Genomic DNA, 24319 nt, shown 5'->3' with positions numbered 1-24319 from the left:
TATTCCAGTTTTGTAAAAATTTTGTGCTATACTTCTTTTTAGGAATTCATAATTTATGTAACTTAATCATAATCATTTATATACACCATAATGGCAACATTCAACTTAAACATCAACGGAAAAACACAAACTGTGGACGTTGACCCCAACACGCCCATGCTCTGGGTACTTCGTGATCACCTTAAATTGGTAGGAACAAAATATGGCTGCGGAATCGCCCAATGCGGTTCATGTACCATTCATTTAAGTGGTATAGCAGTTAGAGCTTGTGTGCTTACTGTATCTGCCGTAGGCAATCAAAAAATCACTACGATTGAGGGACTTTCTGAAAACGCGGATCACCCGGTTCAAAAAGCTTGGTTGGAAGTCGACGTACCCCAATGGGGTTATTGTCAAACTGGTCAAATAATGACAGCGGCAGCACTTTTAGATAACAATCCCAATCCTTCCGATTCCGAGATTGAGATGGCCATGAACGGTAACATCTGCCGATGCGGAACGTATACCAGAATAAAAAAAGCTGTTCAACTAGCTGCTGAAAGCACTAATTCTTAAAGCAAAAACAATGACATTCATAAAAACAAAAATCGGACGTCGTGCCTTTATCAAGAACACTAGCCTGGCCAGTGGCGGACTCGTATTGGGCTTCAGCATCTTAAATGCTTGTAAGCCTGAACAAGCCAAAGAAATGGCCGCTGTTGAAATGCCCAAGGAATGGTTCGAGATAAACGCCTACCTGAAAATTGGTGATAATGGCCTGGTCACTATATACACGCCCAATCCCGAATTCGGTCAGAATATCAGAACATCAATGCCCATGTTGGTGGCAGAAGAGTTGGATGTGGATTGGAAAAACGTGATGGTAGAGCAAGCGCCTTATCATGCAGACAAATACGGATTTCAATTGACAGGGGGAAGTACTGGAATAAAAGCCCGGTGGGAACCCCTTAGAATGGCCGGAGCAACCGCTAGACAGATGCTGCGCGCGGCGGCCGCTCAAACATGGCAGGTACACATAGAAGAAATTACTGCCGAAGCAGGAGTATTACAACACGTAGCTACTAAAAAATCGGCCGGGTACGGCGAAATGGCTTTGATTGCCGCAACACTTGCTGTACCCGAAGAAGTGCAATTAAAAGAAGTAAAAGATTTTAAACTGATCGGCCATTCACATAAAAATGTAGATGCGAAAAGCATTGTAACCGGGGTACCTATGTTTGGCATGGATTACCAAAAGGAAGGAATGTTGATCGCTATGATCGTTCATCCGCCCGCTTTTGGCTTAACCTTAAAATCGGTTGATGGCGAGGCGGTCAAAGCAATGCCGGGCATCAAGGATGTGATTACTATCAAAAGTTTTAAGGAGGGATTTCAAAAACACGGTTTTGACACCAACGCTTTTCCTGAATTGGTCGCGATAGTAGGAAATTCCACATGGGAAGTGATGCAGGCCAAAAAGAAACTAAATGTCGACTGGAAGCCTATCACTGCAAATACTGAAATTGTCAATGGGTTTTTTGGAAAGGAAACAAGAAATACCCCTGCGGGATTAGAATCCACTATAAGCCACAAGGCACAAATGGAAGCCCTAGCTGGCATACCAGGAAAAATTGTCCGAAAGGATGGGAATCCTGAGGCAGCCTTCAAAAAAGCAACAAAGATTTTGGAAAGAAGCTATTCGGCCCCTTTTCTTGCCCACAATAGCATGGAACCTATAAATGCTTTTGCTCATGTAGAAGGCGATAAAGTGAAAATAGCGGCGCCGATTCAGATTCCATCCTTTATTATTCCCACGATAGCTAGCAGTTTGGGAATACCGAAAGAAAATATTGAAATGGTACTTCCAAGAATGGGAGGCGGTTTTGGCAGAAAGAGCTATGCCCACTTTGTGGTTGAAGCGGCCCTTATATCCCAAAAAGTAAATGCCCCTATTAAGTTGGTCTATACCCGTGAAGATGATATGACGACTGGGATTTATCGTCCTACGTATCACGCAACCTATCGCGCCGCTTTTGATGAGAACAACAATTTAACGGCCTTGCATGTAAAGGCGGGTGGTGTACCAGAGAGCCCATTGTTCGCCAATCGTTTTCCGGCCGGAGCCATTGAAAATTATCTAGCCGAGGAATGGGCTTTGGATAGCAATATAAGCATTGGTGCATTCCGTGCACCGCGTTCCAATTTCATGGCCGGGGCAGAACAAGCTTTCTTGGATGAATTGGCAGAAGCAATGGGCAAAGACCCCATCGAGTTTCGATTGGAACTTTTGAAACGAGCGAAGGAAAACCCCGTAGGCGAGCGGAATGATTATGATGCCGAACGTTACGCGGGAGTTTTAGAATTACTTCGCGAAAAAGCAGCATGGGGAGAGAACAAAGCGAACGTCCATAGGGGTGTATCGGCATATTTCTGTCATAATTCCTATGCCGCCCATGTTTTGGATTTAACCTATGAAAATGGCAAACCGGCTGTACAAAACGTCTGTTGTGCCATTGATTGTGGTATCGTGGTAAATCCTGACGCAGCTAAAAACATGGCAGAAGGAGCCATAATCGATGGTATAGGTAATGCCTTTTATGGGGAATTGACCTTCAAGGATGGTGTGCCCCAAAAGAATAATTTTGACCAATATCAAATGATCCGAATGGCAGATGCTCCCAAAGGGATAGATGTTCATTTTGTACAAAACGAAATAGCTCCGACCGGAATGGGAGAACCACCATTTCCGCCTATTTTCGGAGCTTTGGCCAATGCCTTATACAAGGCCACAGGAAGAAGACATTATCAGCAACCTTTTATTTCCAACAGGCCTCCCTTAGTGGGTTAATTTTTAAATATCAGCTATTTTATGTCAATTGCAAAAACTAAAATCGGAAGACGCGCATTTATAAAAAATACCAGTCTGGCTGGTGGTGGCCTGGTTCTTGGATTCAGCTGGCTGAATTCCTGTAAACCTAAAGAATTAGGAAAATTGGGCGGAAAGGAAATGCCCAAAGAATGGTTTGAAATCAACGGTTATCTGAAAATTGGTGAAAACGGATTGGTAACCATTATGTCACCCAATCCCGAAGGCGGTCAGAACGTAAAGACATCCATGCCAATGATCGTGGCCGACGAACTGGATGTGGAATGGAAAGATGTCCTGGTAGAACAGGCCCCTTTGAATACTGATGCTTTTAGTTTTCAATTTATCGGTGGTAGCCAGGCGATACGACGGGGTTGGCCTGGCTTGAGGATGGCAGGTGCTTCAGCCCGGCAAATGCTTAAGGAAGCGGCTGCACAGGCCTGGCAGGTACCTGTAGCAGAAATCACGACGGATGCAGGTGTATTGCATCACGAATCAAGCGGCAAAACTTCAGGATATGGAGAAATGGCTTCGGCAGCTGCGCAGATTGAAGTCCCCGAGGAAGTTGAACTTAAAGACGTGAACGATTTTAAGATTATAGGTACGTCCCGTAAAAATGTAGACGGATTGAAAATCGTGACAGGTAAACCTTTATTTGGTGTAGACACCCACCGCGAGGGTATGCTTATCGCGATGATCGTTCACCCTCCCGCATTTGGGTTGAAACTAAAATCGGTGGATGACTCGGAGGCAAGGAATATGCCCGGGATAAAAGATGTTTTTACGGTCAAAGTCTTTAACGATGGTTACGAGAAGACCTTCTTTGATACACGAACCTTCAATGAAGTGGCCGTAGTAGTTGGCAACTCTACCTGGGAAGTGATGAACGCCAAAAAAGCCCTAAAAATAGAATGTGAACCTATAGAAAGTTCAACGGTGTCACGGGATCGATTTGGTAGAAAATACGAGGAAACTACACCTTCAGGACTTGAAAGCACAAACGATCATTACGCCCAAATGGAAGCCATGGCTGCCAAAGCAGGGGAAATACAACGTGTGGATGGCGACCCCGAAGCAGCATTCAAGCGTGCGGCAAAGATTGTGGAAAGCACTTTTACGGCCCCGTTCCTGGCCCATAACTGTATGGAGCCTATGAACTTTTTTGCTGATGTTACGGATGAAAAGGCAGAACTCATTGGACCATTACAAAAACCGGAACTTACCGAACAGGCACTTTCGGCCCGGCTCGGTCTACCCTTGGAGAAGATCGATATTAAAATGACTCGTTTGGGAGGAGGCTACGGTCGTAGATCCTATGCCCATTGGTTGATAGAGGCCGCGTTGATTTCCAAAAAAATGAATGCGCCCATAAAACTGGTTTACAGCCGTGAAGACGATATGACCGACGGCATCTACCGCCCGGCCTATCATGCAAAATTTAGGGCAGGTTTGGATTCTGACAATAACCTCATCGCTTTCCATGTAAAGACCGGGGGAATCCCTCAAAGTCCTTTGGCAGCTAACCGCTTTCCTGCAGGTGCGATAGAGAATTACCTAGCGGAGGATTGGACTATCGATACCAATCTTACCGTAGGATCTTTCAGGGCACCCGGTTCCAATTTTATGGCTAGTGCGGAGCAGTCCTTTCTGGATGAAGTTGCCGAAGTTGCGGATAAGGACCCCATCGATTTTCGATTGGAATTACTTGATCGCGCCATTAAAAATCCAGTAGGTGAAAATAACGATTATGAGGCAGAACGCTATGCCGACGTAATAAAACTGGTTAAGGAGAAATCCAATTGGGGTAAATCAGACCCTGGTATCCATCGTGGTGTATCAGCTTATTTTTGCCATAATTCCTATGCAGCACAAGTACTGGATATGGTCATTGAAAATGGCATGCCTTTGGTGCAAAAAGTCACTTGTGCCATTGACTGCGGAATTGTTGTCAATCCGGATTCAGCCGTCAATATGGTCGAAGGTGGTATTGTAGATGGTATTGGAAATGCACTCTACGGAGAACTGACCTTCAATGAAGGTATACCACAAAAGAACAACTTTGATAGGTACAGAATGATCAGAATGAGCGAGTCACCCAAGGAAATTGATGTTCATTTTGTTAAAAACCAAATTGACCCTACGGGCTTGGGTGAACCGATGTTCCCCCCTATCTTCGCAGCCGTGGCCAATGCCTTGTACAAGGCAACCGGAAAGCGACATTACGATCAGCCTTTTATTACAGAAAAGGCTTAAGGGATAGACAAATTGTGCGAAAACTATAAAATTATCCATCATAAAAATCGAATATAAAATGACAAATCCAATGCCTATATTCGAATGTTTCCTTAAAAGGAACGTTTTACGGGACTAATCAAGTTCAGATGTAACTATTTGGCAAGTTTTTATTTTTACTATATGTTTTTTAACTTTTTGTGATAAAGAATTACATCGATTGTGTCTATTTACACTAGAAATTGCATAGCGGTGTACCGCTTTAAATTAGCAAGGTAAAATATTAAAAATCAGGGTGGTAAAACCCTTATAATAGGACTACCACATCAACTACCTTCATCAAAGATGAACTTCGTTGACCAAACCCGACCAAGAGAATCCAAAGCGGTACAAATTTCATAACAAAGGTGTCCTATTACGCGTCCTATATGTGCGGAAAGTTTTGGGAATGTCCCCTGGTGATTATCGGTAAAGACTTTCATGATTCTTGATTTTATTTTAATCTGATATTATGTATAATCATATAACATCCTCATTATTCGTCGCGCTGCTAAAATGCTGATCATTTATGTCCACAAAAACTTCCGATTTACAGGACAGTTTTACAATTATAAAAAGTTTATTATAGCGATGTCCTATACATGGTCTCTTTTAGTAGTTTCCCTAATTCACCTTTTACGGGACATAATTAATGCTTAATATTACTATTAACGGATGTGGTTTTGCAATCAAATTTTATACATGTCGATAAAAGTTAAATATTTCGACATATATTTGTGTTGTGTCGATGTCATCGACATATTTGTATGCAAATGTCGAAATCATGTACAATCCAAAAGAACCGTATAACGATTTACCTTTAGTGCCACCAGCGGCAGAGCTTGAAACTAAAAAGGTTTTAAAGCAAGCCATTGCGGCTACAAGAGTTTTGGCCGAGTTAAAGGGCAGGGCTAATGAAATCCCTAACCAATCTATGTTGGTCAATGCAATTACCTTACAGGAAGCAAAAGACAGTTCTGAGATTGAAAATATAGTTACTACCCAAGATAATTTGTATCAGGCATTTACAGCCAATACGAATACTACCGATGCGCAAACCAAGGAGGTTTTGAGGTATCGACAAGCATTATGGGAAGGTTACAAGAACTTGGATAAAAGACCACTTTCGACTAATACATTTATTTCCATCGTACAGACAATCAAAGAAAACAACGCCGGCATAAGAAAAACAACCGGGACTAGAATAACGAGTAATGACAAAACTATTTATACACCGCCCGAAGGCGAAACGATCATTAGGGACTTGTTAAAGAACTTGGAAGATTTTATACATTCAGAAAATGGTCTTGATGATTTGGTGCGATTGGCGGTAATGCATTACCAGTTCGAGGCTATTCACCCATTTCCCGATGGTAACGGAAGAACCGGACGTGTTTTGAATATCCTATATTTGGTTGAAAAGGCATTATTGGATACACCGATACTTTATTTGAGCAGGTATATCATAGAAAACAAAAATCAATATTATAAAAAATTAAGGGCAGTTACCGAAAAGCAAGATTGGGAAGGATGGATCTTATATATGCTAAAAGGCATCGAAGAAACTGCTATATATACTTTACAGAAGATAAATACCATCAATTCGCTCATGCAGGAAACCATCTTGCTGGCCAAGGATAAATTACCCTCTCGCGTGTATTCAAAGGAACTGATAGAATTACTCTTTGAACAGCCTTATTGCAAGGTTAAGTTTTTGGTAGATAAAAATATCGCCAAACGCCAAACCGCGGCAGAATATCTACAAGAGTTGGAAAAAATAGGTATCCTTAAATCGCAAAAGGTGGGAGTAGAGAATTTGTTTCTGAATGTAAAACTATTTGAAATACTTAAAAGCTAGAACAAAGCTAGAAGTCGGAATCATTTAATCATATCGATTTTCTTTATAATTTTATTTTGTAAACAACACATAAATACTTCGTTCTTAAGTTACTTATTAAGCCAGGTGTTCCTAAAGGGATTTGATTTAGATAAGTGCAATCAAAATAGTAAAAATCAATTATTTGTAACAATACGTGGCATGCTGCCAGCACAACTACGTTTATCTTGGATAAACTTCGTTGACCAAGCCCGACCAAGAGAATCCAATTACGAAAGTGGTTGGGATTTTTGTTTTTATAGTGTAGTGCTGCCAGGCACTTAAGCGGTGAAAACAAAAAATACCCTACTTCTGAAATAGAGTTCGAAGCATTCAATAGCTATTTTTTTGCCTCTTTAATCGTAAAATCTTATGCCACCTTAAAGCAGATTTAACGGCGACCCTGTGGCAAACTCGATTCAGGTGGACCATGACAAGGCCCTTGCAGGGCCTAAATACTTCGCCACTCATGGTAGAGGAATCGTGAGGTATCCAATGTTCCAGGTTTTCACTATATTTCTGCAGAAATTAGCCCTGCGGTAAAACTCGCACACCACTATAATAGTTGTGGTACATAGGGCAGTCTATTACAAAACAGCTTAATCGATAATTTCGTAAATGATAACATTAATAGATCGCGCTTCTGCATTTAAAGAAAGAATAGCGATAAAAAGTAACGGACAAAGTTATACCTACAGCCAGCTTTTAAGTGAATCTAAAAGTGTAGGCATCAAATTATTAAACGGCGATAAAGATTTAAACGGGGCTAGAATAGCATTTTTGGTTCCTGCGGGTTTCCAGTACGCATGTATTCAATGGGGAATCTGGAGGTCCGGTGGCATAGCCGTTCCGCTTTGCGAAAAACATCCATTACCTTCCATTACCTATATTCTCGAAGACACCAAAGCTTCTACCGTAGTTTTTTCAAAAGAATTTGAAAGCCTGCTTAAGCCGCTTTTTAATACAACCGACATCCGTTTTATCCCATCTGAAACATTTGATGAGCAAGAAGGCAGTTTACCCGACGTTCAAATGGTGCGTAGTGCGCTTATTCTATACACCAGTGGCACAACCGGGTCACCTAAAGGCGTGGTCACCACGCACAACAATATTGAAACGCAAATAACGGCATTAACAACTTCGTGGGAGTGGGATAAAGACGACCATGTCTTAAACGTGCTTCCGCTACATCACGTTCATGGTATCATTAACATGCTAAGTTGTGCTTTATGGAGCGGGGCTTGTTGCGAGTTTCTTTCTAAATTTAGCACGAAGGCGGTTTTTGATACTTTTTGTAAAAATGAGGTCAATGTCTTTATGGCCGTGCCCACTATTTATTTTAAATTGATAAACTATTACAATGAACTCCCGGAATCAGACCAACAAAAAATATCGGAACAGCTAAAATCATTCAGATTAATGGTTTCTGGATCTGCCGCATTACCCGTAAGCGTCTTAGAACAATGGAAAGAAATAAGTGGTCATACCTTATTGGAGCGCTATGGAATGACAGAAATGGGAATGGCCATAAGCAACCCATACCATGGTGAACGAAAACCTGGTCATATTGGGCAAGCATTGCACGGAGTAAGCATACGATTGGCAGATGAAAACGATACGGAGGTGGCTGAAGGAATGCAAGGGGAAATTCAAATTAAAGGAGCGAATGTCTTTAAAGAATACTGGAACAAACCAAAAGAAACTGCCAATACCTTTACCCCTGATGGATGGTTTAAATCAGGTGATATTGCCGTTTTAGATTATGGTAGTTATAAAATACTGGGAAGGAACTCCATTGACATCATAAAATCGGGAGGGTATAAAATTTCGGCATTGGAAATCGAAGAAATTTTACGAACACATCCAAAAATTAAGGATTGCGGTGTAGTAGGTATTCCGGATGACGAATGGGGAGAACTCATTGGTGCCAGCCTTATTTTAGCGTCAAAAGATTTAGATATCGAAAAATTGAAAGCATGGCTTAGCGATAAATTACCCGGCTATAAAACCCCGAGAAAATATATCATTCAAGATGATCTACCCAGAAATGTTATGGGTAAGGTTACTAAAAACGATATTAAACAGCTATTTATTACTACTAAATAACGAAACATGAAAATATATGGAGTCGCCCTTTTGGCCGGATGCTTTTTATTGGGTAAAATACTGGGCAATATGCTGGGTGCACTTATCAATATCAAAAGTGATATAGGTGGTGTAGGTTTTGCCATGTTCCTGTTGATGTTATCAAGTATCTATTTAAGAAAAAAAGGATGGTTGGTTCAGGAATCAGAAAGAGGGATTTGGTTCTGGAGTTCGATATACATACCAATTGTAGTAGCAATGGCGGCTACACTTAATGTAAAGGCTGCGGTGTCCGGGGGTTTCATAGCCATTCTTGCCGGTATAGGCGTTACGATAGTCTGTCTGTTTTTAGTGCCGGTTATCGCTAAGATTGGCAGAAAAAATGAATCAGAATCTTAAAAGGGGAAAATGGAAATCATTAACGATGTCATTGGCAAAAACGGACTCATATTTGCCTTTCTTCTTGTTGGAGTTATCATGTTGCTTTCTGCCTGGATATCTAAAACTTTTACCCAAAAGAGAATTCCGGCTGTTGCCATTGCCGTTATCATTGGGTTAGCATTGGCCTTTTTTGGCGATAAAAAAGGGATATCTGACGTCACTATTTTTGCAGGTATGGCTCTACTAGGGGGATCCATGCTACGGGATTTTGCGGTAGTTGCAACCGCAATGGGTGCTGACATCAGTAAAATAAAACAAGCTGGTCTTGCCGGCACTATATCTTTATTCGTCGGTGTATTTGTCTCATTTTTTGTAGGTGTGGTAATTGCAATCAGCTTAGGTTATTCAGATGCCGAAAGCATTGCAACCATAGGGGCAGGCGCTTGCACTTATATTGTGGGTCCGGTAACCGGTTCAGCTTTAGGAGCCAGTTCGGAAGTAATAGCCATTAGCGTTGCCACAGGGATTGTAAAAACCATTTTCCTTACAATTGCCACACCAATTATTGCCAAGAGGATAAAATTGGACAACCCACATTCAGCAATGGTCTTTGGAGGATTATTGGGAACAACCAGTGGTGTAGTAGCTGGTCTTGCCGCTACCGACGAAAAGTTGGTGCCCTATGGAGCACTAACGGCCACATTTTTCACAGGATTAGGATGCCTGTTGTGTCCGTCAATATTTTACTTATCACTTCGGTTGTTTGGCTTTTAGTTTTTATAGTGAAGTGCTGCTAAGCATTTAAGCAGTGAAAATAAAAAAGACAATAAGGAGAACCATACAGCTAATATCAGCTAAATGCTGCTAAGTTGGTTTTGTTTATATGCTGATTAATCAAGCTCTTTATAACAGAATGCCTTTTATAACGGTAAGCCCATTTTTTTAAGGAGGTTCTGAAACCGAGGTTCGTTACGTATAAAGTCAAAAAGAGGATCTACACTAATGTAAGGCATGTTACTGTCATGTTCTTCATATGCTTTTTCGAGCCATTCCAAGGCCTCTTCTTTCATCCCAGCGCGGCAATAAAGTGTAAATATTTGCCATGAAGGAAAATAGATCGAATCGCGTTTTGATATCATCATCTCGGCCGTGCGTTGCATGGCCAAATGATAGCCGCCTTCTTCAAACCCTTGTTCCAGGGATTTCAAGGCCAGCTCATTTTCCCTCAATGTGTATATTCTTTTTGCAATATCGAGCGCCTTTTCCTCATCGCCCAATTCATGATAAACCGCCCACAATGCGGGGAGTGCAATGCCCTGATCTGGTTCTATTTCATATAGTTTTTGTAACAATTCAAGAGCTTCATCAAACTTACCGGCATTTTTAAGTGCCTGCCCATGAATTGACATATATAATGTATTAAATGGGTCTAGCTGCATAGCGAGTTCACTATGTGGGAGCCCTTTTTCGGGATCGCCCATTATTGCCAGAAAATGGGAGTAATATGCCTGTGAAAAGGCATAATTTGGATTTATTTCAATTGCCCTTAAAAACTCTTTTTCAGCTTTTTTCCAATTCCACTCCCCCCAGGTATAACCGCCGGCCTTATGGGCGATAATCTCCACCAGCGAACTGTCAAGTTTTAGGGCCATATTTCGTGCAGCTTCGGCTTTCTCGTAGACTTCACTAAGGGGTAAAAACCCATGTTGAACATAGGCTCCCCACGTTCCTGAAATACCCAAATAAGCAAGAGCATAATCTGGATCAATTTCACGTGACAATTGAAAATAACCCATAGCACGGTCAAGGTCAGGTTTTGTCCCTAACTCCCAATAACTCATTCCTCTTAAGTAGGCTTCGTAAGCATCCGGGTCTATAGGTTTGGCTTCAGCCAGCAATTGCTCTTCCATAGGAGTCAGATTTAAATGAATTTGCTGGGAGATCTCTTTGGCAATTTTTCTGGAAAGATTCGAAAGCTCTCCTTTCTCAATGTTGAAATCGTGCACCCACAACTGCTTCTCCTCAGGAAAGGCGCTTACCAATTTTACCTGAATACAAATATTTTCACCATAACAGGTCACGGAAGTTTCTACGGCTGCATCGACATTGAGCTCAGTAGCTATTTGAGGAATCGATTTTTCTACGTTACGATAGGCATTGGCTGTTCGTTTAGAAGGTACTCTTAAGGCACTTATTTTTCCCACATCCCCAATTAAGGCATCATGTATACCAGCGACAACATATTCTAATGATTCATCGCCTGTAAAATTGTCAAATGGCAGAATAAGTAATGATGTTATGGGAGAGGCCTCAGTTTTGAAGGCATTTCGTATCCAAGGTCCATTTGCAATAATCAACAGTAGCAGAATGATATAGGTATAAATTGACCTTGTAAGTTTATAAAACAGACTTTTTCCCTTAAGCTGCTCTATTTTAGAAGCAGAAGGGGTTGGTAGTCCATCTTCAACGATAGAATAGGTGTTTACCGGATAATCAACATTTTTTAATTTGACCTGACCCAGGTATTTCGTATTAACAGTGCTTTTGGCCCGAATGGATTTTTGAATAGATTCAGATATATAAATACCTCCGGGGTCTGCAACCGATTGTAATCGAGAGGCAATATTTACGCCATCTCCAAAAATATCTTCATGATCAAAAGTGATATCACCCAAATGTAATCCGATCCGAATTTTCTCTTTGATTTGCTGCCTGGCCTGTTTTTGTATTTCGATTGCGCACAACACCGAGTCAATTGCAGTATCAAATTGAGCCAGCATACCATCGCCCATTTCTTTGATAAGTTTGCCGCTGAATTTATTGATGCTTTTGATATGAATATCCCGGCTTTTTTCCAACACGTCAAATGCCTTATCCTCATCTGATCCCATCAAGGCTGTATAACCGACAATATCGGTAAACATAATTGCAGCTAGTTTTCTTTTGGCATGCATTGTAGACTTCTTGTTTTATACCATTACGTATTAATCATTTAAAGTTCAACCCGGTTAAACCGGCTATTCCGACTTTGATTGTTCCAAAAGAGAATATTTTCAATTACTGCTGGCAGCCTGTCCAAAGGTTACAAAACTTTTTTCCGCATTATTAATATTCTCAATCCCCTGTAATAGCGCATCCGGATTAAAAGATATACTGTTGATGCCTTCCTTTACCAGGAAACTGGCAAATTCCGGGAAGTCACTGGGTGCTTGTCCGCACAGCCCAATTTTTGTATTGGTCTTTCGCGCAGAAGCTATAGCCATGGCGATCATCTTTTTGGCAGCGGGGTCATTTTCATCGAACAATTGGCCCATCAATTCAGAATCGCGATCGATTCCTAAAGTCAGCTGGGTCAAATCGTTGGAACCGATGGAAAATCCATCAAATATTTCAGCAAATTCCTCTGCCAAAATTACGTTGCTTGGAATTTCTACCATCGTATAAATCTCAAGACCCTTCTCGCCTCTCTTCAATCCGTTTTCTTCCATGATGGCCACCACTTTTTTACCTTCCTCCAACGTTCTGCAAAAAGGAACCATTACTTTAAGGTTATCAAGGCCCATGGTATCTCGAACTTTTTTAATGGCAGCACATTCCAGGGCAAACCCTTCTTTATAGAGGTCGTTGTAATATCTGGATGCCCCCCGGAAACCCAACATAGGGTTTTCCTCTTTCGGCTCAAAATCCTTGCCCCCAATCAGGTTGGCATATTCATTGGTTTTAAAATCACTCAACCTAACTATGACCTCTTTCGGATAAAATGCTGCCGCAATAGTGGCAATACCTTGTGAGAGTTGATCTATAAAATAGTCCTGCTTGTTGGTATAACCCTGGGTAAGTTTGTTTATTTGCTGTATTACAGTGGCATTTTTTAGATTATTAAATTTGACCAAGGCCATGGGATGCACTTTTACGGAGTGGGTTATGATAAACTCCATTCGTAATAAACCTACCCCATCATTAGGATAAAGCGATAATTGAAAAGCATTTTCCGGATCGGCCAATATCATTTTTGCCTCAGTATGTGGCATCCGTATGTTTGAAAAGTCGATTTCCTCCTCTTTGTAAGAAAGTTTACCTTCATAGACATACCCCGTTTTACCCTGGGAACAGGATAAAGTAATCATTTCCCCATCCTCAATTGTAGCTGTGGCATCTTGGCAACCCACAATTGCCGGAACACCCAGCTCCCGTGCCACTATTGCAGCATGGCTTGTTCTTCCGCCTTTATTGGTTATTATACCACCTACTTGTTTCAATAAGGGATCCCAGTCTGGCGTGATGGTATCGGTAACAATTATATGTTCATGTGTCAGGTTTTTTCCCTCTTTGGGCGATTGCAAAAGACGGGGTATCCCAACTTTGATTTTGGAGCCAACTGCATTTCCGCTAGCCAGCACCTTTCCTTTTTCCAGTAGTTTATATTGTATGAGCAATTTTTTGTTCTTACTCTGGTGTACCGTTTCAGGACGGGCCTGAATAATATAGAGTTCATTGGTAAGTCCATCCTTTGCCCATTCGATGTCCATAGGTTTTTGGTAGTGCTTTTCAATTACCGAAGCCCATTGTGCCAAAGTAATTATTTCTTCATCAGATAATACAAATTGTCGCTGTCTGGGAAGCGGTGTATGTATATTGACTGTTGGAATCCCCTTTTTGGACTTCTCATAGATCATGGTTAATTTTTTATCCCCCATTTTTTTCTGGATGATGGGGTATTTTCCCAATTCCAGTCCCGGTTTGAATATGTAGTACTCATCGGGGTTAACAGTACCCTGAACAATATTCTCGCCTAATCCCCAAACGCCGGATAGCAAGATGACATTGTCAAAGCCGGATTCAGGTTCAATAGTAAAACCGACGCCTGAACAGCCCATATCTGCCCGTACCATTTTTTGTACTCCAACAGAGAGGGCTATCTCATCATGTTTAAAACCCTTTTCTTCCCGATACTTAATTGCACGATTTGTATATAAAGAAGCAAAACACTTTTTGACTGCTTCAAGCAATGCGGCTGCGCCTTTTATATTCAAAAATGTGTCGTGCTGGCCCGCAAAACTTGCATCAGGCAGGTCTTCGGCCGTGGCACTGCTGCGTACGGCGACAGCACACTGTTCATTTTCATATAGATTTTGATAGGCTTCAATAATTTTTCGGGCAAGATCTGATGACATTTTTCCACCCAAAATCAGCTTACGGGCCTTTGCCCCTATTTCGTTTAGATTATAATAATTTTCAGTATCTAATTGTGCCAACGTAATTTGCAAAGGTTTTCGAAGGGAATTTTCATCCAGAAAATTCCAGTAAGCTTCAGAAGTAGTCGCAAAACCATTGGGCACTTTTAGTCCCTGGGAGGTAAGTTTGTTATACATTTCACCTAATGAAGCGTTTTTGCCTCCTACCTGCGGAATATCTTGTATCCCTATTTCATCAAAGTATTTGATATATTTTTTCATTGCTATTTTATTTACAAACCAGTGATTCCTAAAACCTGAAATCATTTCTCCTACAACAAATTTCCTATAGTTTCCCAAGCCCTACTATGATTTTGATCAGTGAGTTGTTAGCCGTTTAGGGCAATTACAACAGACAGAACTTTTTTCCTGGAATAGCACATCTCCCCTATTTTGGGGCCTCCCTGAATTTACCGGTAATCTCATTTATATTGATCCGATATACTATTGGGATACCCTGTTCAGATAATTTACTGGAAAATTCACTGATAAATTCGGGATGTGAACCCTCCTTTCTGGTAATTAACTTTTTTACATTTTGGGCAAACTCATGAAGCAGGTACTTGGCATCAATTCCTTGCAGTTCTTCAAACATGCCATGCACTTGTACAGATCGCCAGTTATTTACAGACTTTATTTCTTCGACCTCCAGTGAGACAATATCATTTTTCCTCATGGCCTCTATCTTATGGCCTTCCGCAGAATAGCCAATAATGGCATTATTTGCCTGATCATAATAATAGGTAATCGGAATTACATGAGGTTCTTTATGTGCTATGAATGCCAAATGCCCAATATAATTATTGTTCAACAGCTCGGTGCATTCCCTGGTTTCTAATTTTTTTATCATCACAACATAATTTGATCATATTCTAATTATTCTTAAGAATAATTCCCCTTTTAGACATAAACTTAGTCTTAAGAAAACACTTTTGGAATGATGTGAATCAGTTGGATGTAAAAATTATTCTCAAAACAACCAAAAGGTATCCTAAGATTATAATGAGGTAATCTATATTGAAATAGGCCTCAGAATGATCCTAATATCTGTCTAATACCAAAGCTAATTTTGGAGATGTTTTATTTAAATTAAGCCACATTACATTCTTCCAATAACTGTATGGCTTCTTCATCGGAGACCTGGTTAAAAAAGTCATAGAACTGCCCTACGGCCATAAAATCAGACGGAGTCTGTAAACAGATTACCTGGTCGATATGGGGTGAGTCTTCCAGGCTTTTAACCGCCGAAGGAGGCGCCACTGGAATGGCCACAATTACTTTTTTGGGTTTTTGGGTACGAACCATTTCTGCGGTAACCCTAATAGTGTTTCCTGTGGCGATGCCATCATCTATAATAATCACAACCTTATCCTTTAATTCTTCCGGCTGTCTGTTTTGATAGTATTGCTGGTGTCGTTTTTTTAATTTTTCCCTAATTCGCTCTGTTTCTTCGGCAATATAGTTTTTATGAATCCCTGAGACATCTTTGAGTATTATATTTTCCAGGCTTACTGCACCTATGGCATATTCTCTGTTATATGGATGTCCAATTTTTTTGGAAAGAGCAACGTCCAAAGGGGCTTGAAGGGCTTTTGCGACAATTGCCCCAATGGGTAATCCACCTCTGGGTATGGCCAGGACTACTACTTCTTTATCTTTAAATGGCAGTAATTTGTTTGCCAACTGAATTCCCGCATCAATTCTATCCTTAAACATTCTTAGCTTTTTTTTGGTTGTAGATGTTTTGTAAACCATTTTGCCGATACTGCAGCCACAGCCTCTAATTTGCCACTTTCTTCAAAAAGATGTGTGGCGCCGGGAATAATTTCCAGTTTCCTTTCACATCTCAAATTGCCATAGGCTTTTTGATTCAGTACTATTACCACTTTGTCCCAGCCACCGACGATGAGGAGTGTGGGTGCGGTTACCTTATACAACTCGGACATGGCAAGATCGGGCCTGCCTCCCCTGGAGACCACAGCGGCAATTTCATCACCAAAGTATGCAGCAGCACTTAATGCAGAGGCTGCGCCTGTACTTGCTCCAAAATAAGCCAATTGTAATCCTTTGGTTTCCTTTTGCGTTTTTATCCATTCCGTTACTTCGATCAATCTTTGAGTCAACAGGTCAATATTGAAGCGGGTTTTGTAGAGCCGATCTTCTTCTTCCGTTAGAAGATCGAACAATAAGGTGGCCAGCCCCTCATGCTGCAACACACCAGCCACATAATTATTTCTGGGACTCAACCTGCTGCTACCGCTTCCGTGTGAGAAAAGTACCAAAGCCCTAGCCTTTTCAGGTATAAAGAGGTTTCCTTTTAAAACAACCTGGTTTAAAGGGATCTCAATCGTCTTATGCTTCTCCTCTAACAACATACTTCAACTTTTCTTAATTTGTTCCTGCTTATTATGTACATAATTCCATTTTTCAAAGTAATTGATAACAAATCAGTCAGGCAATGATTTCGGTCATTCCCATATGCAATTATTAAACTGATTTAGATCATTCCCTTTATTTTAGGAACTGGCTAGATTTATTTAATAAAAAGAAAATCACCTAAACTCCGGGTCTTGAATGCAAAACAAATTTTGATGAAGGAAATTACCGAGCTAACGACATTGATGGAGACCGAATACCCGGAACTTTATCAGTATTTAGATGAAAACCCAATGACTATTCCCGCTACCAATCATCCTCATATTGACATTGTAGTATTAAAGGAATATTTGGAAAGTTTGAAAGGATTACTGCAGCATCATCTGGAAACACATAAGAAAAACTAAGGCAGTTGTTAATTGAATACACCTTGACAATAATATCTTATAAATGAAGTTATTCTCCAGAGATGTTTTATATAGCGATAGACAAATTTGTTTATGCACTGTCTTTTATTTTAGCAGCAATAGTAAAAAACAAGCTGACCTTTATCAAGCCGTAAAATAGCCTGCTCCAATATAAATATCTCTTATAGGTTACCACTGAAAAGAGCTACACTTTATGTTAAATAACATGATTTTTCTATCAATTCTTGAAAAAATAACAGATTTCAGGAAGTTTCTTTCCAAAAAATGAACAATAACTTCATTTCAAACCTAAATAGCCCTTAAACCCAATTGCAGCAGTACTTAAGAAACTCTTTAAAGTAGAAAAACAACCTCTGTTATTCTTCCATTCATCCGATAAATGACTCTATTTATCGAAAAACTATGAATTTTTGCTAGGTCATAGCTCCAAACATTTTGTGATCTTTGGATTGTTATTAACCCAATATCTTGACCTATGAAGAATGCTTTAACCTACAAAGTAGCTTTAGGATGTATCATAACGTTTTTTTGCTATTCATCGTATTCGCAGAATCCTAAGTTTACTAAATCTGCTAATCCGGAAATTTATGAAGCCAATAAACGAGCGAGTAATTATCAGGAGTTATTAGGCTTAGGGTATGCCGAAAAAGAAATTTACGAAGATTTAGGCAATGCCAATTTTTTAAGTCAAAATTACGAGACAGCCGTGTTTTGGTATAAAAAATTGATAGCGATCAGTGAAGATGGCATCCTCAGTTCCGGTTATTCTGAACGTTATCACTATGCACTGCAAAAGACGTCTGGCTCAGAGATAGCCGGTACGAATGATAACAAAAACTGGTTGGAACAAATTAGGGCCGAATACCACGTTAATAGGCCATTAGCCGATCAAGACAACTCAGTGAAGGGTCTATCGAACAATAACAATGAATCATTAGCAGACCTGGCACAACAGGTATTGGAGAGTGAAAATGATTTAGTGGTTTTAAACGATAAAACATTTAACTACAAAAACGCCTATAAAACTCCAATTACAGTTACGGCAGATGGGAACACCGCTTATTTTAGTAAAGCCAGTTACATACAACCCAAGTATGGTGTTTTTTCTAAAAAACAATTAGTTCATAAAATCTATAGGGCGGAAAAGATAAATGGACAATGGGAAAATATTAAAGAAGTAGCATTATCTCCCAAATATTACTCCAGCATGCACCCTACAGTTACTCATGACGGGAAGCGATTATTTTTTACCTCAGACATGCCAGGTACTTTTGGAAAATACGATATCTATGTGTCTGAAATAAATGAGGATGGAAGCATGGGTGTTGCAAAGAATTTAGGTGAAAAAGTAAATACTAAAAAGAACGACCTATATCCCAATCTTGCGGGAGGTACTACCCTGTTTTTTGCATCAGATGGTCATAAAGGCCACGGAGGACTGGATGTATTTATGGTACAGGTATTTAATAAAAAAGTGGGCTGGTCTGTCAACTTAGGGAGCCCTATTAACAGTGACAAAGATGATTTTGCAATTTCCCTTACCGGAGATGGAATGGGCTATGTCATGTCTAATCGCGGGAATGCTGAAGATTCTACTCAGCAAGTGGCATTCTCTTTTTCGAATCCCAAAAAAGACAAACAAGAGGAAAATGGCGGATATAACTTTGCAGAAGTTTTCAGCAATGATGTAAAAGTAAATTTCGCAAGCTCTGTTTATGAAGATGATTAAAGTAATAGCAAGGCTATAACTTAGACCAAACAGGTACCCATCAATGATCCATTTGGTAGCACCAGGATCGATGATTTCAAAACAACTATTCAGATAAGAATGTGCTTAGTTTAAAAGAAATTTTTCGAATTATCCAACCCGATCATCACTAGTTTAAATAGTACAAATCGGATTATAAATATTCAGAATAAACTTTAAATTTCAATCAGATGAACTGTAACACCTACATAATTAAGAAAGTATTCGTACTTAAAGTGTTTTGCCTGATTCTATGTATTCAAGCTTCTTACGGTCAGGAAGCAATTTCTGATCTAAGTACAAACACTGCCTATCACAATCAGTTGTTTTTTAACAGGTTCTTAATAAATCCTACATTTTCATTGGTTAGGGAAAATAAATCATATCTGAATATTCTGCACCGAAATCAGTATGCTGCTTTTGAAGACAATAATCAAAACTATTATCTGGGATTTAGCAATAAATTTAATGAACATACTGCATTGGGTATAGGTGTTTACAGTCAACGAATAGGAGTTATCCAGGAGTTTGGCTTTAATGCAAATTATGCCACTTCTGTGCAATTGGGTTCGAAAAGTAAATTAACATTTGGTACAAACGTTACCTATTACAGTTTAGGGCTGGATAAAAATCGTGTGGTTGCCACAGAAAATGACCCCCAAATACTGGAAGCAAAGTTAGAAAATAAGATCGCTATACAACCAGGAATTACATTCTCCTATGGGAATTTTGATGTCGGTATCTACGCGGAGGATCTTATCAGATACAGCCAGACCACTAATGAATTTTTAACGAGTTTTAATACCAAAACTGTAAAAACATCGCTACAATATACGCACGCATTTATGACTAAATATGGTTTATTCGCAAACGCCAGGTTAATGCCGCTTGTTCAATTAGGCCAAAATATAGATGGGAGTCTTTCTTATGTAGGATCCGTTATCCTTGAATTACCTAAATATGGCTGGTTTCAAAGTACACTGGATGATACCTATGGAATGTCAATAGGTTTAGGTTTTAATCTTAGTAAAAAGTTATCTCTTGGGTATTTGGTAGAAAAAAATGTCCTGGATCAGGATGCCGCATTTGGCTGGAATCATGAATTGTCATTGGCGTATACTTTCAAAAATCAACCTTCTGCCCTGGGTGGATATGTAGTAAAATCAGAAGAAAACAGAATTGATGAAATTGTTCAAAACTATGAAGAACAACTGGCGCAATTAAAGGAGAATCAAACTAAAGACAAGAAGAATCAGATTGACGAACTTACCAGAAAGTATGAAGCACAAATAGCCAAGTTAACCAGTGCTCAAACTGAATCAACCGGAGATAAGAAGAAATCATCTGCCGGCAAAAATAAAGAGGTAAAAAATACACCTCAAACTACACTTGTTGCATATACAATTGAAAAAGAGGAAGATCCCAATACCCTGGCTTACCAAAACCGTTTAATTTTGGACGAGCTAATATTAAGACAAGACTCTATAGAGAATGCGCGTAACTCCCAATTCGAGAAAAAGTTTGAAATGATCGTAAGAATTTTGCGTAGTGATGTTGAAAATAGCATTAAATCTAACCTACAGGATTTCAATAATCCTGAGAATACAGTAATGGTTTCAAACGACAGGGAGTTTAAAACGACCAATAACCTGGAACTAAAAACATCTAATAATAGCTTATCTGAGGCCGAGCGTAAAGAATATATTAAGCTTCCGATAAAAATTAGTAATCTAACAGATGTTGGCGTAAAATCTGGTTACTATGTAATCGCCAATGTATATAAAAACAAGAAATATTTAAATGCTTTTATGAATCAGCTGAATGAACAGGGGTTGAATGCGAAACAATTTTACAATAAGAAAAATGGTTTGTATTATGTTTATTTGGCTGATTTTAAAGTTAAGGAAGAAGCCGAGATCGCTTATGTTTCTGATTTAAATGGAAGATATAATGATGAAAAGTGGATTATGCAGGTTGACAATCCCCCGGCAACTGCGGATCTTATGTATGAAGATTAATGATTTTCCAGGGACAATAGGAACAATAAACAAGTTGTCTGTTATACTTATAATAGTTATCCATAAATAATTGTGTGTCCTGCTTATGGAATTCTGACAAGTGTAATTAATTAAGAGTCATTAGCGATTAGGCTTACTTTCTATATGAACGAGTTAATTTCGAACTTATTCAATTATAATAGCAATATATGGGTTTAGTTTTGTGCTTCTATAGAGGATTTAGCTATAAACATTGCACTTCCCATAGTTTTTTGAGGTATAAATAATGGAGTAAATGGACAAAATTACCGACCAGTTGGTTTGCATTTGAACGAAAATACTTACGTTATCTCAGTGCTTTTGTGTTTTTTATATATATTTAAAATATAAAAGTAAATGAATAACATTCGCTCAACCCCCAAAACCCCATAATATGCAGACTCAAAATTACCCCAAAAGCAGCCATCCCAACAGGCCAAAAACAAGAGCTCATCCCGTAATCTTCTTAAAAGAGGCTCCCATTTAAAGTTTAGTAAATACAGTTTTTATTCTTGTTTATCTTATCAGCTTCTGGAATTATTCCGTTCCTAATAAGGTTAACAAGACTGGATGTATTTCTATTCAATGGTGCTCCTAATTCTTAAAACAGATAATTCTTGTTTTAAGGCATTAACATCAAATTTGATTTCATTTTATGAGATTGATGGCTAGTATCTTTGCTAGTATACATCCCTATTTACTATGGTTTAAAAATTGCTGACTGAGCTATGATTTATCCGTATTAACTTGCTCATTTTCAAATTTTTAGTTTCTATTTCTTTACTATTTTTTAACCCCAAAATACTAATAGATATGAAATCAAATATCCTTAAAATAATTGTTATAGATAATGACCGTTTATTTCATGCGGCATACAGGTACTATTTTGAAACCTACCAGGATTATTCCCTTCAAGGTATTTATAATTCGGTAGAAGACGCCTTAGAAAATTATGATGACCTATTACCCGATATCATTGTTTCTGAAGTATCTATGCCCGAAGTATGTGGCATAAAAGGAATTGGATTGTTCAGAAAACGGGATCCTGATGTTAAAGTTATAATGATCAGTGCCCAAAAAGATTTTGCGATAATCAAAAAGGCTTTCAAGAATCAGGCAAATGGTTATTTGACAAAACCAGTGACCAAAAAAAGATTGTACAATGCCCTGAATTCTGTTAAATATGAAGGTGCTACCATGAGCAATGATATTGTAAAGGCTGTGATCTCCATGTTTCACAGAAAATCATATCATAATTTTTCGGAAAGAGAAAACCAGATAATTGATTATCTGTGTCAGGGAGCGACATACAAGCTAATAGCCGACAAGCTCTTTGTTACAACGAGCACGGTAAATTTTCATATTCAGAATATCTATTTAAAACTCGATGTGAATTCCAAATCGGAGGCGCTTACCAAACTACAAGAAATGGAGAATTAAAGATTTGGTAAGATTAGTATTGGCCTACCATGGCTGCGAAGGTTATAAAAGAATGGTCATTTGATCTACAAATGACCATAATTGACAAATTATATTGTAAAGTACTTTTACCTTCTGCCGGTTAATTGGATTCATTTTCATTAATCATAGCTTGTGCATCTTTTTTTGTTCCCAGGACAATGGCTATCCATTTTGTCTTTGGATTTTGTTCCAGAATGATTTTCATGGTCATAGTTAGGGGAACAGATAAAAACATACCTACGGTACCAAAAACAAATCCCCAAAAAATAAGGGATACGAATACAATCGCCGTAGATAATCCCAGGCCCTGGCCCATCAATTTTGGTTCAACAATACTTCCTATGATCATATTCACCACAACAAACGCAATAAGAGTAGCCAAAGCGCCCCCGAATCCCAATTGGACCAGCGCAAATAAAACGGCAGGAAAAGCTGCAATAAAAGAACCAATAGTTGGAATATAATTTAATAAAAAGGCTATTAAACCCCATAAGATAGCATAGTCAATACCAATTATTGCCAAAATAATCCAAAGTACTATTCCGGTTAAAAGACTTGTAAGCGTCTTAATTGAAAGATAATGACGAATGTTCCTGGCAATGGTATCAAAAAAGGAATAATTGGCTGAATAGTCTTTTAAGATCGCCTTTACCTTTATAGCAATATCATCCAATTCCAATAAAAGAAATAGAACCAAAAAAAGAATCGTTAATAAATTGCCCATAAATCCCCCCAATTCACCAAGGGCTCCGGCCGTAACACCCATTATCTTAGCAGGCTCTATCAATCCTTTCATTTTATCAAAGGAAATATCAAACCCAAGATCATTAAAAAAGCTTATAAAAGAAGCACCTATTTTATTCAGGTTTTCTTCATATATCCCGGCATTTTTGGAAAAGGAAGACAGAGAACTCCCTATTAGTTCTCCAAATCCAAAAAAGATGGCTATAAGCAGTGTAAACACAATTAAAACAGCCAAACCTTGTGGTACCTTTTTTTTCATAAGATACGTAATGGGTTGTGTACAAATAATAGAAATAAACAATGCCATCAAAATTGGAGTGATTAACGAAGCTCCGTAAATAAAACCTGCAATAGCAATTATAAAGGCGGCAAGGCTTATAATAAAAGGGAACTTTATTGTTGTTTTGTCTTTAAGATTCATGGTTTTTTATTATCAGAAGAATATATAGGAGACCTAATATAATTATATTATCTTAATTCTTGCTGGCATATTTCCCCACCAAAATGGCTACAACAACCGCCACATAGAATTGACCCGTAACTGCAATAAGCATTGCAAAAGACTGAGCCAAAGGGAGTTGAGGTGTAAATTTAAACTAATTATTGAATAAATATGGCTTTTATTACAAGCAATATTATGCTATTTAGGTATAATTTTTCTTAAGATTATCTATGAATTCTACCTGATTGTACATTTCATTATTTAAATTTGCGGTAGCATTAAACCGTTAAATACTTTAATGGATTTTTATGATATTATCATAGCTGGCGGTGGGCCTGCGGGCATGTCTGCGGCGGCAGAATTAAGTAAAGACTTCAAAATCCTTATCCTGGA

General features: G+C 39.0%; 18 protein-coding genes. 11 read left to right on the top strand and 7 right to left on the bottom strand.

What is annotated here, in order from left to right; genetic code table 11:
- Window positions 1–90: 90 nt before the first annotated feature.
- From WBM60_RS09665 to WBM60_RS09655, 3 genes are read left to right on the top strand one after another with little or no spacing between them, the layout of a single operon-like run.
- Entirely contained in the window at window positions 91–555 is a 465-nt protein-coding gene (locus WBM60_RS09665) for a (2Fe-2S)-binding protein (RefSeq protein ID WP_424283013.1), read from the top strand.
- A 10-nt stretch (window positions 556–565) separates the two neighbouring features.
- Entirely contained in the window at window positions 566–2827 is a 2262-nt protein-coding gene (locus tag WBM60_RS09660) for a molybdopterin cofactor-binding domain-containing protein (RefSeq protein WP_424277106.1), read from the top strand.
- Window positions 2828–2848: 21 nt separating this feature from the next.
- Window positions 2849–5098 (top strand): molybdopterin cofactor-binding domain-containing protein, encoded by a 2250-nt coding sequence (locus WBM60_RS09655; RefSeq protein ID WP_424259583.1) that lies wholly within the window; start codon window positions 2849–2851, stop codon window positions 5096–5098.
- Between the two features lie 305 nt (window positions 5099–5403).
- Here WBM60_RS09655 and WBM60_RS09650 read toward each other — a convergent pair whose 3' ends face one another.
- Window positions 5404–5559: a hypothetical protein gene (locus tag WBM60_RS09650; RefSeq protein WP_424259582.1), complete on the bottom strand. Its 156-nt coding sequence runs from the start codon at window positions 5557–5559 to the stop codon at window positions 5404–5406.
- A gap of 341 nt (window positions 5560–5900) precedes the next feature.
- Between WBM60_RS09650 and WBM60_RS09645 the strand changes: the two genes are divergently transcribed.
- From WBM60_RS09645 to madM, 4 genes are all read left to right on the top strand, one after another.
- Entirely contained in the window at window positions 5901–6974 is a 1074-nt protein-coding gene (locus WBM60_RS09645; protein ID WP_424259581.1) for a Fic family protein, read from the top strand.
- A 636-nt stretch (window positions 6975–7610) separates the two neighbouring features.
- A complete protein-coding gene (locus WBM60_RS09640) occupies window positions 7611–9098 on the top strand; it encodes an acyl-CoA synthetase (RefSeq protein WP_424259580.1) in 1488 nt (495 codons plus the stop codon).
- A gap of 6 nt (window positions 9099–9104) precedes the next feature.
- On the top strand, window positions 9105–9476 hold the full coding sequence (gene madL / locus WBM60_RS09635) for a malonate transporter subunit MadL (protein WP_424259579.1): 372 nt from the start codon (window positions 9105–9107) through the stop codon (window positions 9474–9476).
- Between the two features lie 9 nt (window positions 9477–9485).
- Window positions 9486–10232: a malonate transporter subunit MadM gene (gene madM, locus WBM60_RS09630; RefSeq protein ID WP_424259578.1), complete on the top strand. Its 747-nt coding sequence runs from the start codon at window positions 9486–9488 to the stop codon at window positions 10230–10232.
- Window positions 10233–10378: 146 nt separating this feature from the next.
- Here the strand turns inward: madM and WBM60_RS09625 are convergent, their stop codons facing one another.
- From WBM60_RS09625 to WBM60_RS09605, 5 genes are all read right to left on the bottom strand, one after another.
- The gene (locus WBM60_RS09625; protein WP_424276237.1) at window positions 10379–12412 is read right to left on the bottom strand and encodes a TPR end-of-group domain-containing protein; all 2034 of its coding nucleotides are present in this window, start codon (window positions 12410–12412) and stop codon (window positions 10379–10381) included.
- A gap of 99 nt (window positions 12413–12511) precedes the next feature.
- On the bottom strand, window positions 12512–14914 hold the full coding sequence (gene ppsA / locus WBM60_RS09620; RefSeq protein ID WP_424259576.1) for a phosphoenolpyruvate synthase: 2403 nt from the start codon (window positions 14912–14914) through the stop codon (window positions 12512–12514).
- 166 nt (window positions 14915–15080) lie between these two features.
- The gene (locus tag WBM60_RS09615; RefSeq protein ID WP_424259584.1) at window positions 15081–15542 is read right to left on the bottom strand and encodes a pyridoxamine 5'-phosphate oxidase family protein; all 462 of its coding nucleotides are present in this window, start codon (window positions 15540–15542) and stop codon (window positions 15081–15083) included.
- A gap of 239 nt (window positions 15543–15781) precedes the next feature.
- Window positions 15782–16408 carry a phosphoribosyltransferase gene (locus tag WBM60_RS09610; protein WP_424259849.1) on the bottom strand — a complete coding sequence of 209 codons (627 nt, stop codon included), beginning with the start codon at window positions 16406–16408 and terminating at the stop codon, window positions 15782–15784.
- Between the two features lie 2 nt (window positions 16409–16410).
- Window positions 16411–17067, bottom strand: a complete 657-nt coding sequence (locus WBM60_RS09605) for a dienelactone hydrolase family protein (RefSeq protein ID WP_424259848.1) — start codon at window positions 17065–17067, stop codon at window positions 16411–16413.
- 216 nt (window positions 17068–17283) lie between these two features.
- On the opposite strand from WBM60_RS09605, the gene WBM60_RS09600 reads away from it, so the two are divergent.
- From WBM60_RS09600 to WBM60_RS09585, 4 genes are all read left to right on the top strand, one after another.
- On the top strand, window positions 17284–17475 hold the full coding sequence (locus WBM60_RS09600) for a hypothetical protein (protein WP_424259847.1): 192 nt from the start codon (window positions 17284–17286) through the stop codon (window positions 17473–17475).
- Between the two features lie 496 nt (window positions 17476–17971).
- Window positions 17972–19225, top strand: a complete 1254-nt coding sequence (locus tag WBM60_RS09595; protein WP_424283012.1) for a cell envelope biogenesis protein OmpA — start codon at window positions 17972–17974, stop codon at window positions 19223–19225.
- A gap of 209 nt (window positions 19226–19434) precedes the next feature.
- On the top strand, window positions 19435–21261 hold the full coding sequence (locus WBM60_RS09590; protein ID WP_424276240.1) for a PorP/SprF family type IX secretion system membrane protein: 1827 nt from the start codon (window positions 19435–19437) through the stop codon (window positions 21259–21261).
- A gap of 831 nt (window positions 21262–22092) precedes the next feature.
- Entirely contained in the window at window positions 22093–22719 is a 627-nt protein-coding gene (locus WBM60_RS09585; protein WP_424259844.1) for a response regulator, read from the top strand.
- Between the two features lie 121 nt (window positions 22720–22840).
- Here the strand turns inward: WBM60_RS09585 and WBM60_RS09580 are convergent, their stop codons facing one another.
- Window positions 22841–23905 (bottom strand): AI-2E family transporter, encoded by a 1065-nt coding sequence (locus tag WBM60_RS09580; RefSeq protein ID WP_424276241.1) that lies wholly within the window; start codon window positions 23903–23905, stop codon window positions 22841–22843.
- Window positions 23906–24319 lie beyond the last annotated feature (414 nt).

Origin of the sequence: Eudoraea sp., from assembly GCF_049669105.1 — a bacterium.
Taxonomy (GTDB): Bacteria; Bacteroidota; Bacteroidia; order Flavobacteriales; family Flavobacteriaceae; genus Eudoraea.
This window is presented reverse-complemented; position numbering and strand designations above follow the sequence as displayed.